The organism is Eudoraea sp., from assembly GCF_049665975.1.
GTDB lineage: Bacteria > Bacteroidota > Bacteroidia > Flavobacteriales > Flavobacteriaceae > Eudoraea.
Window position 1 is genome coordinate 1 of the sequence record NZ_JBATGR010000312.1, and the last position, 3,311, is coordinate 3,311.

Genomic DNA, 3,311 nt, shown 5'->3' on the forward strand with positions numbered 1-3,311 from the left:
GCATAACAATTACCTTATCACCCACTTTTATGTTGTGGTTATTTTCTTCTATATCTATTACTTCAGCGGCCAGCTCGTGTCCTAGTATCCTGGGGTAGGTAAAAAAAGCCTGGTTACCCTTATAGGCATGCAAATCGGTTCCGCAAATCCCAATTTTCTTTACACCAAGAATCGCTTGCCCTTCTACTTTTTGAGGATTGCTTTTTTCTTTGAGCTTAAAAAGACCAGGTTTTTCACATACAATATACTTCATCAATAACTCTTATAATTTTGAAAAGAACACCCTCGGAGGATCGCTGTTTACTAAACTAATTCAAATTAATTAAATAATTATTTTTATTTGCCTTATAAGGTAATATAAACCTTATATATCCCAGGGAGAACACAACATTTTTGTAATTGAATACTTTAAACGAACTTTGATGAGAGCTGTTATTTTTTTATCTGAGCTTATATTATTTATTTTTTTAATCGTAAAACTTAAGCTTAAACCCTTTATTAAAGTAATGCGCAACATCTAAATCATGCCTGTAAAATGCAAAGCAGCCATTGCAATCGGAAATGGCAATTTCACTATTGAAAATATTGTGGTTAATGAACCGCGGACAGATGAAGTTTTGGTAGCTATTAAGGCAGCTGCTTTATGCCACACGGATTATGATTCACTAAATTGGGGAAAGCCTTTGATATTGGGACATGAGGGGGCCGGAGTGGTTAAGATGATCGGAAAAGATGTTAAAGGACTTCATGTGGGCGACTCTGTAATTTTGAATTGGGCTACTCCATGTTATAATTGTTTCCAGTGTAGTTTAGGTAATCTGCACATTTGTGAAAATAATTCCCCTGTGGTGGCAGGAGCCAATGGATATACAAATGGACACGCACATTTGGAAGGAACCTTATGGAAAGACAAACCTATTGAACGCTCTTTTAATATTGGGACTTTATCCGAATATACGCTTGTAAAGGCATCCGCAGTTGTAAAGAACCCAGCCGAAAAAATGTCTTTTGCCTCGGCCAGTATAATCAGTTGCGGGGTAATGACCGGATATGGATCTGTTGTAAATTCTGCAAAGGTAAAACCCAATAGTTCCGTTGTGGTTTTAGGTACCGGAGGAGTTGGTTTAAACGTTATTCAGGGAGCAAAGCTGAGTAAGGCTTCTATGATTATAGCAATAGACACAAATGAACAACGACTAACTATGGCGAAGGAATTTGGTGCAACAGACATTATTCGTGCCAGTAAGGAAGATAGGGGATTATTGAACGCGGCTGAAGCTGTAAAGTCACTGACCGAAGGTAGGGGAGCAGATTATGCTTTTGAATGCACTGCTGTTCCAGAGCTCGGTGCTGCACCCCTGGCAATGGTTAGGAATGCCGGTACCGCGGTCCAGGTAAGTGGAATTGAAGAGGAAATTACTATCGACATGAATTTATTTGAATGGGATAAAATTTATATTAACCCCTTATATGGCGGATGCAACCCACAAATAGATTTTCCAAAAATCATTAAACATTATAAATCTGGTGAATTAAGGCTTGATGAGATGATAACCCAAACTTACGATTTGGACCATTTGCAAGAAGCATTTGACGATATGTTGGCAGGAAGAAATGCCAAAGGTGTTATTCTATTTGATTAATTTTAGGGATGTTCAGAACTATTGAAAAATCAAATCCGGCCTTTGAAAGCAATCATTTAAGTTTTATTACGGTAAAAACCAAAAACTTAAAAGGCCGTGGTGATATTTGTATTTTTGTTCCTCCTGTAGAAGGCCTGAAAGACATCCCTTTGGTTATACTCCTTCATGGGGTGTATGGCAGTGCCTGGGCATGGTCACAAAAGGCGGGTGTGCACCTCACCGCCTGGGATATGATCCAAAAGAAGGAATTAGAGCCAATGGCGATAGCTATGCCTTCTGATGGCCTTTGGGGCGACGGCTCGGGCTATTTGCCTCACAATAATTTTGATTTTGAAAAGTGGATTGTAGAAGATGTACCCAGGGTCGTTGTTGAGAGCGTTGGAGCGATTAGTGAAAAATCGGACCTTTATATTTCCGGACTTTCTATGGGCGGTTTCGGAGCGCTGCGTTTGGGAATCAAATACTCGGATAAATTCAAGGCAGTATCTGCACATTCATCAATTACCGAATTGGAGCAAATGTCTTTGTTTGTTGAGGAATCACTAAATGAGTACAAGCAGATTAGCAAGCAGGAGGAATCCGTTTTGGAATTGGCTCTGGACAGAAAAGAATATCTACCTCCCTTAAGATTTGATTGTGGGACTGAAGATTTACTGATTGAACATAATAGATTTCTGCACCAGCAATTGAATAAGGCCCAAATAGCCCATGAATATGAGGAATTTGAAGGGGGGCACGAATGGGATTATTGGCAGAAACACATAAAGGACAGTTTGCGATTTTTTAATAAGTTTATCAAATAACTAAAACTATTTGTAACCTAAAATTAGTTGTATGAATTTGATTCAGACATAAACCATTAGAAATTTATATATGGCAGCAATAAAAGACCTTGCGGATTATCATGAATTGGTATCCAACCTTTTTAAACAACCAAAGTCGCCCGAAGAATGGGATCAATACAGGTTGAGCGATGAAAAGGTAGCTCATTTTCATGAATATGGATATTTGTCGGGTATTAAATTATTGGAGGATGACCAAATTGAAGTCTTGCGTAGCCAATTGACGGAGGTTATGGATCCCAAACATCCTGCTCACCACCTATTCTATGAATTTCATAGCAATGAATCAGAGGATTCCGATTCGGTTTTATTTCATTCTTTGGGACAATGGCGTATAACCAACGGTTTTCACGATATTCTTTGGAATCCGGCATTTGTTATGGCTGCACATCAATTGTTGGAAAATAAGCCGGTCAGATTCTGGCATGATCAATTATTTTATAAACCGGCTAAACACGGAGGTGTAGTAGCCTGGCATCAGGACTATTCGTATTGGACGCGTACTGTGGCCATGCAGCATTTAACCTGTTGGACAGGCCTGGACGATGCAACAATTGAAAATGGATGTTTGTACTATGTGCCTAAAAGTCATAAATGGGGATTGTTGGGTGCACCTTCTCTTGCGGGTGATATGAATGGATTAATGAAATATCTCACTGAGGAGCAAAAAAAGGAGTTTAAACCGGTGGCCATAGAAATGAAAAAAGGCTTTGGAACCTTTCATCATCCTTTAATGGTTCATGGCTCTTATGAAAACAAATCCGAAATGAGCAGGCGGGCATTTGTGATCAATGTATTTGCAGATGGCACGGTTAGCAATACAGAT

Annotated in this window: 4 protein-coding genes; 3 read left to right on the top strand and 1 reads right to left on the bottom strand. The window is 39.2% G+C overall.

Features of this window, described 5'->3' with window-relative positions; translation table 11 throughout:
* On the bottom strand, nucleotides 1-253 hold a 253-nt coding region (locus tag WBN20_RS11100; protein ID WP_424281719.1), incomplete at its 3' end, for an alcohol dehydrogenase catalytic domain-containing protein.
* 271 nt (nucleotides 254-524) lie between these two features.
* Between WBN20_RS11100 and WBN20_RS11105 the strand changes: the two genes are divergently transcribed.
* The 3 genes from WBN20_RS11105 to WBN20_RS11115 all read left to right on the top strand — a co-directional run.
* Entirely contained in the window at nucleotides 525-1,643 is a 1,119-nt protein-coding gene (locus WBN20_RS11105) for a Zn-dependent alcohol dehydrogenase (RefSeq protein ID WP_424281720.1), read from the top strand.
* A gap of 8 nt (nucleotides 1,644-1,651) precedes the next feature.
* Complete coding sequence (locus WBN20_RS11110; protein WP_424281721.1) at nucleotides 1,652-2,446, top strand: alpha/beta hydrolase; 795 nt, start codon at nucleotides 1,652-1,654, stop codon at nucleotides 2,444-2,446.
* Between the two features lie 70 nt (nucleotides 2,447-2,516).
* A partial coding sequence (locus WBN20_RS11115) for a phytanoyl-CoA dioxygenase family protein (RefSeq protein ID WP_424281723.1) occupies nucleotides 2,517-3,311 on the top strand: 795 nt, incomplete at its 3' end.